Source organism: Photobacterium kagoshimensis, from assembly GCF_050337045.1.
GTDB lineage: Bacteria > Pseudomonadota > Gammaproteobacteria > Enterobacterales > Vibrionaceae > Photobacterium > Photobacterium kagoshimensis.
Window position 1 is genome coordinate 1 of sequence record NZ_JAKJSO010000036.1, and the last position, 5,509, is coordinate 5,509.

Consider the following 5,509-nt stretch of genomic DNA (forward strand, 5'->3'; position numbering starts at 1 on the left):
CATCATCGCTTCTTTTAGAACTCGCCAATGATAGTCATGGATAGAGTTGGATGAGCGACCGCATTGACACACAGCGGTGGAATCAGGCTTTAAAGTGATTGTAATTAAAGAATCAGTTTTATGGGACTTTATAATCTGAAAGCCTTCCCAGAAGGAAGATAGGAAAGTATTATTCGACATGAAAACGGTAGTTTTTGGAAGGTTGTGTTTGGCGATGTAACCATACCATTAACTACCGTTTTTGTTTTCAGTTCCCGCTAATCCGCGAAGAACCATTTTTCTTCGGTTTGGCTTTTGTGATTACGGTGGCCTGTTTGAGTGCGGCGCAGTTGCCAGTAAGTTAAGTGGGTGTTATGTGCTTTAGTAAGAAAGATGTATGAGAATAGAAGAATTAGATTTAAATATTAATGAATTGCTACAAGATTTTGTAGAAGAACATGGGATTCTGTTGGTGCAGAATAATAGCGAACAGTCTATTTCAAGCCAATTAGCAAGAAAGTTAGCAGAATTTGCAGATGGCTGGGATGTAGATTGCGAGTACTCTAGGAACATGGGAGTTATTAAGCGATTGAACTATGCTATCGACCCTGACTCTGAAGTTATTAGCCGCAATGTTGTCCCAGATATAATCATTCATCGTCGTGGTACTCGTGAAAATTTGTTAGCTGTTGAAATAAAGAAAGTCTGCAATGGTGAAAATAGGTATAAAGACCATGCAAAACTTGCAGCATTCAAAAGTCAATTAGGCTACAGACATTCGTTGTTTATCGATTTCTTGACCGGTGATGACGGCGTAGGCGTTCAATCTGTAGTACTACGTTAGCAAGCACATAACAAAGCATTTAAGAGTGATTCCCAACGCTTGGCATTTTTCATTCCATCGTTGGGTTTCGTGTTTATGGTGGTATGTTTAAGTTTCGTGGTAGCGTTGCTCACACCTTAATGCGGCGTTATAGCTCAGTTCAGATTCACCCTCCGAAACGTCATAACTACGTTAATCACGTATAGTTTTGCTATGTGTACGTTACTTGCGTATACTTTGCGTATGAAAAGTGTATTTGTCGAATCGASCATATTTGAAAAGTACCGTAATGAATATCTCAGCGATGATGAGTTTAGKCTTTTTCAAGCTGAGTTAATGTCTAACCCAAAACAGGGTGACGTGATTCAAGGTACAGGTGGTTTGCGAAAGATTCGAGTTGCAAGTAAAGGTAAGGGCAAGCGTGGCGGCTCTCGTGTTATCTATTACTTCCTCGATGAAAAGCGTCGTTTCTACTTGCTGACAATTTATGGCAAGAATGAAATGTCCGATTTAACCGCAGATCAAAAGAAACAACTAAAGGCTTTTATGGAGGCGTGGCGTAATGAGCAATCGTGACCTATTTGCAGAGTTAAGTTCTGCTCTTGTTGAGGCTAAAGAGCATTCCGAGGGTAAACTCACTCTTAAAACTCATCAAGTTAACGATATCAGTGAGTTAGATATTTCACCTAATGAAATCGTGAGTATCCGTGAACAGTTTAATATGTCTCGTGGTGTGTTTGCGCGTTTGCTGCATACATCATCTCGAACATTAGAAAATTGGGAGCAAGGACGTAGTGCACCAAATGGACAAGCGGTAACTCTTTTAAAATTGGTTCAGCGCCACCCGGAAACCCTGTCGCACATCGCTGAGCTATAACAAAGCATTTAAGAGTGATTCCCAACGCTTGGCATTTTTCATTCCATCGTTGGGTTTCGTGTTTACGGTGGTATGGTTTGGTTTTTTGGTAGCGTTGCTCACACCTTAATGCGGCGTTATAAGCACAAGGAGTGCATCGTGGGAAAGTTTGCAATATTGTCAGATATTCATAGTAACATTTTTGCGCTTGAGGCAGTGGTTAAGGATGCTAGAGCGAAAGGTTTTACGGATTTTGTTAATTTAGGTGATATTTTATATGGTCCAATAGCCCCAAGGCAGACATACGAATACTTACAATCATTGGGCGCTATAACTATATCGGGTAATCAAGACCGTCAGATATACGAGGCTACGGAAGCTGAAATAGAGTCAAATCCTACAATGCAATTTATTCTATGTGAGTTGGGGCAGGAGCCATTAAGTTGGATGAAGCAACTACCATTCGACTTACACATCACAAATGATATTTATGCATGTCACGGAACACCCACGGATGACCTTGTGTATTTGCTAGAGGACATTAGTACTGGAAAACCAACAGTTCGGTCTGATCACGAAATACTCAAAAGACTAAATGGTATTACCTCTCCGGTTATCATTTGTGGTCATACACATACACCGAGGTGTGTTGAGCTATCTACGGGGCAATTAGTCATAAACCCTGGTAGTGTAGGTTTGCAGGCATATACGGATGACGAACCAAGTGTTCACTCAATGCAAAACTTTTCTTCAAGAGCATCATACGCAACATTACAGCAAAACACAGGCGGTAAGTGGGACGTTGTTTTCCATAAAGTAACGTATGATGTTGAAAGTGCAGTAAGTGAAGCCCAAAAGCGAGGCAGAAATGACTGGGTTCATTTTCTATCCACAGGCAGGTGCTTATAACAAATTGCTTAAGAGTGACGGCTAACCTTTGGCATTTTTGGTTCAGTTGAGTTTAGTGATTAAGGTGGTTTTGCTCGGGTCTAGTGGTTTAGCCGCACCTTAGCAAGGCGTTACATGCTGGTTTGAGTTCATTGATAAAAATAGGTAAAACTTAATGATGCTATATAAGTACAGAGGTATTTCAGATTTAAAGTTCTTAGTGGATATCTTTTTAAATAATCGATTGTATGCAGCAAAATATACTGATATGAATGATCCAATGGAAGGTGTATACAGGTATAAGTCTGATTATGTTACGAGAGATTTAATTGAGGAAATAAGAATAGAGAAAAGAAATATAGGTATTTGTTCTCTTTCAGAAGACTCAAGTAATGATTTGATGTGGGCGCACTATGCTGAAGGTCATAAAGGAGTTGCTATAGGTGTAAGGATTAAAGGAGGTAATGAAATTAGAAATATAAAATACGAAGGACTCTCTAAACTTACTTCTACTAAATATCACGACGGTTATGAAAGTGCGTTAAATATCTTAACTCATAAGCTTGAGGCTTGGGATTACGAACAAGAAGTGAGAGTTTTTACCCGTGGAGAGGATTTCGTTGATGTTGAGGTTTGTGAAGTTATTTTAGGTTGTAAAATGGATAAGAATGATAAAGTTTTTTTTAAAAACTTAATTTCTAAGATTAATCCTGATATACGTATAAAAAGCAAAAGACATCACTTAAGCGCACAAAGCATGTAACAAGGGCATTAAGGTGACGCTTGACACTCGGCGGTTTTGGTTTGAAGTGTATTTAGTTTAGTAAGTAATGCGTTGGCGCACCTTATGCCAAGGCGTTACTAGACTAGGTTGAGTTCTTTTTGTGTACTTAACTCCGCTGTCGCTGTGAGTTGGTCAATTCCAGTGAAATCCGTATGCAGTAAGAATCGTTCGTCGCTCATAGCGGCTTCTTATTTTTAAACGTCTCAACGACTTGCGTGAATGTTCGCTGGTAACCGCGCCAACTTCTGTATTGGTTTTAACCATGGTTCGGCCGTGGCGGTTGGTGCTCCGCGCACTCACCAGTTCTTTAATTTATCAGCTATTGCCGCACCATCATCGAGGATAGCCGCTTTCAATATTGTGGTCGGTACGTTGGCAGGGAAGTGGTTACATTTTGGTGGTTGTAGTGACGGTGTAACTTTGTTGGTGTTGTTCGCGGCTTTAGTTTGGGCTGCCTTTTTATCAGTATTGGCGAGTGTTTCTGGTTCATCTTTTCTAGGTAAACCATAGTGCTAACTTCATTGCTGCCGCTGTTTTGTGGGTAAACGCGTAGTAATTATCGTGGTTATAGTTTTGAATTTGTCTGCTTTAAGTTGGGTATTTGTCGCGCTTAATCAGCGTACTTTTTCATTTCACTTCATCATGGCAGGCAAGCTGCTTAAGCTAAGTCGATAGGCCTAGTAACAAAGGCATTAAGGTGACGCCTGACACTCGGCGGTTTTGGTTTGAAGTGTAATTGGTTTTGTAAATCATGCGTTGGCGCACCTTATGCCAGCGTTACCCGACTTGGTTCAGTTCTTTTTGCATACTTTACTCCGCTGCCGCTGTGAATTGGTCAATTCCAGTGAAATCCGTATGCAGTAAGAATCGTTCTTTGTTCATAGCGGCTTCTTATTTTTAAATATCTCAACGGCTTGCGTGAATGTTCGCTGGTCACCGCGCCAACTTCTGTATTGATTTTAACCATGGTTCGGCCGTGGCGGTTGATGCTCTGCGTACTCACTTGTTCTTAAATTACTCAGCTATTGCCGCACCATTATCGAGGATAGCCGCTTTCAATATTGTGGTCGGTGCGTTGGTAGGGAAGTGGTTACATTTTGGTGGTTGCCGAAAGAAATTGAATTACAGGTGATGTTCGCGGCTTTAGTTTAGGCTGCCTTTTAATCAATATTGGCACGCGTTTCGGGTTCATCTTTTCTAGGTAAACCATAGTGCTAACATCATCGTAGCCGCTATTTTGTGGGTAAACGCGCAGTAATTTTCGTGGTTATAGCTTTGAATTTGCCTGCCTTGGGTTTGGTGTTTGTCGCGCTTAATCAGCGCATTTTTTAACTGCATTTCATCATGGCAGGCAAGCTGCTTTAGCCAAGTCGAACGGCCGGGTAACAAAGGCATTAATGTGACGCCTGACACTCGGCGGTTTTGGTCTGAAGTGTATTTGGTTTTGTAAGTATTGCGTTGGCGCACCTTATGCCAAGGCGTTACCCGACTTGGTTCAGTTCTTTTTGTGTACTTAACTCCGCTGTCGCTGTGAATTGGTCAATTCCAGATAAATCCGTATGCAGTTAGAATCGTTCGTCGGTCATAGCGGTTTCTTATTTTTAAACGTCTCAATGAGTTGCGTGAATGTTCGCTGATAACCGCGCCAACTTCTGTATTGGGTTTTAACCATGGTTCGGCAGTGGCGGTTGATGCTCCGCGTACTGACCAGTTCTTGAATTTCTCAGCTATTGCCGCGCCATCATCGAGGATGCCGCTTTCAATATTGTGGTCGGTGCGTTGGTAGGGAAGTGGTTACATTTTGGTGGTTGCCGCAAATATTTGAACTGTTGGTGTTGTTCGCGGCTTTAGTTGGGCAGCCTTTTAATCAATATTGGCGAGTGTTTCTGGTTCGTCTTTTCTAGGTAAACCATAGTGCTAACTTTATCGTAGCCGCTATTTTGTGGGTAAACACGCAGTAAATTTTCGTGGTTATAGTTTTGAATTTGCCTGCCTTGGGTTAGGTGTTTGTCGCGCTTAATCAGCGTCTTTTTTAATTGCATTTCATCATGGCAGGCAAGCTGCTTAACCCAAGTCAAACGGCCGGGTAACAAAGGCATTAAGGTGACGCTTAACGCTCGGCGGTTTTGGTTTGAAGTGTATTTGGTTTTGTAAGTTCAGCGTTGGCGCACCTTATGCC

Annotated in this window: 10 protein-coding genes; 8 read left to right on the forward strand and 2 right to left on the reverse strand. The window is 41.6% G+C overall.

Going from position 1 to position 5,509, the window contains the following annotated elements:
• Positions 1 to 376: 376 nt before the first annotated feature.
• The 7 genes from L4C35_RS22685 (at position 377) to L4C35_RS22715 (ending at position 4,462) form a co-directional block, all read left to right on the forward strand.
• Positions 377 to 823 carry a hypothetical protein gene (locus tag L4C35_RS22685; protein WP_428464987.1) on the forward strand — a complete coding sequence of 149 codons (447 nt, stop codon included), beginning with the start codon at positions 377 to 379 and terminating at the stop codon, positions 821 to 823.
• Between the two features lie 222 nt (positions 824 to 1,045).
• Positions 1,046 to 1,378 carry a type II toxin-antitoxin system RelE/ParE family toxin gene (locus L4C35_RS22690; protein ID WP_428464988.1) on the forward strand — a complete coding sequence of 111 codons (333 nt, stop codon included), beginning with the start codon at positions 1,046 to 1,048 and terminating at the stop codon, positions 1,376 to 1,378.
• Positions 1,365 to 1,679, forward strand: a complete 315-nt coding sequence (locus L4C35_RS22695; protein ID WP_086050720.1) for a helix-turn-helix domain-containing protein — start codon at positions 1,365 to 1,367, stop codon at positions 1,677 to 1,679. The genes L4C35_RS22690 and L4C35_RS22695 overlap by 14 nt, the downstream gene beginning before the upstream one ends.
• Before the next feature lie 138 nt (positions 1,680 to 1,817).
• The gene (locus L4C35_RS22700; protein ID WP_428464989.1) at positions 1,818 to 2,567 is read left to right on the forward strand and encodes a metallophosphoesterase family protein; all 750 of its coding nucleotides are present in this window, start codon (positions 1,818 to 1,820) and stop codon (positions 2,565 to 2,567) included.
• 154 nt (positions 2,568 to 2,721) lie between these two features.
• Positions 2,722 to 3,309: a DUF2971 domain-containing protein gene (locus L4C35_RS22705; protein ID WP_428464990.1), complete on the forward strand. Its 588-nt coding sequence runs from the start codon at positions 2,722 to 2,724 to the stop codon at positions 3,307 to 3,309.
• A gap of 240 nt (positions 3,310 to 3,549) precedes the next feature.
• Entirely contained in the window at positions 3,550 to 3,840 is a 291-nt protein-coding gene (locus L4C35_RS22710; RefSeq protein WP_428464991.1) for a hypothetical protein, read from the forward strand.
• 412 nt (positions 3,841 to 4,252) lie between these two features.
• Entirely contained in the window at positions 4,253 to 4,462 is a 210-nt protein-coding gene (locus tag L4C35_RS22715) for a hypothetical protein (protein ID WP_428464992.1), read from the forward strand.
• Between the two features lie 65 nt (positions 4,463 to 4,527).
• Here the strand turns inward: L4C35_RS22715 and L4C35_RS22720 are convergent, their stop codons facing one another.
• A complete protein-coding gene (locus tag L4C35_RS22720) occupies positions 4,528 to 4,725 on the reverse strand; it encodes a hypothetical protein (protein WP_428464993.1) in 198 nt (65 codons plus the stop codon).
• A gap of 223 nt (positions 4,726 to 4,948) precedes the next feature.
• Here L4C35_RS22720 and L4C35_RS22725 point away from each other — a divergent pair, with 223 nt between their 5' ends.
• Positions 4,949 to 5,116, forward strand: coding sequence for a hypothetical protein (locus tag L4C35_RS22725; RefSeq protein WP_428464994.1), 168 nt, complete (start codon positions 4,949 to 4,951; stop codon positions 5,114 to 5,116).
• Between the two features lie 61 nt (positions 5,117 to 5,177).
• Here the strand turns inward: L4C35_RS22725 and L4C35_RS22730 are convergent, their stop codons facing one another.
• Positions 5,178 to 5,429: a hypothetical protein gene (locus L4C35_RS22730; RefSeq protein ID WP_428464995.1), complete on the reverse strand. Its 252-nt coding sequence runs from the start codon at positions 5,427 to 5,429 to the stop codon at positions 5,178 to 5,180.
• Positions 5,430 to 5,509 lie beyond the last annotated feature (80 nt).

Coding starts and splice junctions, on each gene's coding strand:
- L4C35_RS22685 (WP_428464987.1), top strand. CDS start 377: ATGAGAATAGAAGAATTAGATTTAAATATTAATGAATTGCTACAAGAT.
- L4C35_RS22695 (WP_086050720.1), top strand. CDS start 1,365: ATGAGCAATCGTGACCTATTTGCAGAGTTAAGTTCTGCTCTTGTTGAG.
- L4C35_RS22705 (WP_428464990.1), top strand. CDS start 2,722: ATGATGCTATATAAGTACAGAGGTATTTCAGATTTAAAGTTCTTAGTG.
- L4C35_RS22710 (WP_428464991.1), top strand. CDS start 3,550: ATGTTCGCTGGTAACCGCGCCAACTTCTGTATTGGTTTTAACCATGGT.
- L4C35_RS22715 (WP_428464992.1), top strand. CDS start 4,253: ATGTTCGCTGGTCACCGCGCCAACTTCTGTATTGATTTTAACCATGGT.
- L4C35_RS22720 (WP_428464993.1), bottom strand. CDS start 4,725: ATGCCTTTGTTACCCGGCCGTTCGACTTGGCTAAAGCAGCTTGCCTGC.
- L4C35_RS22730 (WP_428464995.1), bottom strand. CDS start 5,429: ATGCCTTTGTTACCCGGCCGTTTGACTTGGGTTAAGCAGCTTGCCTGC.